The sequence below is a fragment of the Bartonella queenslandensis AUST/NH15 genome, assembly GCF_000312585.1.
GTDB lineage: Bacteria > Pseudomonadota > Alphaproteobacteria > Rhizobiales > Rhizobiaceae > Bartonella > Bartonella queenslandensis_A.
On record NZ_HE998135.1, the window covers coordinates 1 to 874 of the forward strand.

Below are 874 nucleotides of genomic sequence, written 5' to 3' on the forward strand. Positions count from 1 at the left end.
GGCTTTAAGACCAATTTTTCTCATATATTTTGCCATACATTTATCACTAAGGGGACCTCGACCGGTTGCAGAAAAAAAGAAATCATTGCGAGAAAGCAAGCGCGCTTGTTTGAGAATTTCTAATGCCTCTGTTGATAAGGGAACGCGAAATTCTGTTGTTGCATCCCGTCGTCCTTTCATATTCTCAGCAGGAATAGTCCATATATTCCCTTCAATCTGATCTTCACGAATATGACACAAAGGATTGGTACGAACCCCTGTCAGAATAAGCAACCGCAAAGCCAATTGTGTGAGGCTTGATGCTTCACAAAGTGTTTTATAAAAATTCGGAATATCTCTCCAATCCATGGCTGGTCTATTTTGCGTTTTATGGCGTTGTTTACCTAAGAGAGCGCGTGCTTTGGTTGTTGCTTGTAAATCAACATCCAAGCCTAAAGCAGCCGCATGTTTGAGACAAAGATTAAGGCGTATCAATGCTGTCTGAGCGGTTCCAGCTTTTGTATGCCAAATAGGAGCAAGTGTATTGCGTATTTCTGTTTGTGTAATTTCTGAAACGGGCAGACAACCTAATTTGGGTAGAATATGAAGTTGTAAAGGTGAAAACCAGTTCCCATTTTTCCCATCCCCTTTTAATTCAGCTTTACGACTTTCAAAAGCATCTAAAGCAATGTCTTTTAAATAATGGAGATTGCGCATTGCTTCACGCTTTTGTTTATTGCGTTCTTTAATGGGGTCACGCCTTCACGTAAAACAGAACGCCATTTTGTTGCAGTTTCACGAGCTTGTTTTAAAGAGACATCTCTCAAGGCACCCAAGCCCATTTCACGGCGCCGACCGTGAATGGTATAACGATAAAGCCATTGAGCACCTCCAT

Annotated in this window: 1 pseudogene; it reads right to left on the reverse strand. The window is 41.4% G+C overall.

What is annotated here, in order from left to right:
- Nucleotides 1-874: pseudogene (locus BN338_RS09640) on the reverse strand (tyrosine-type recombinase/integrase); the annotation flags it as partial.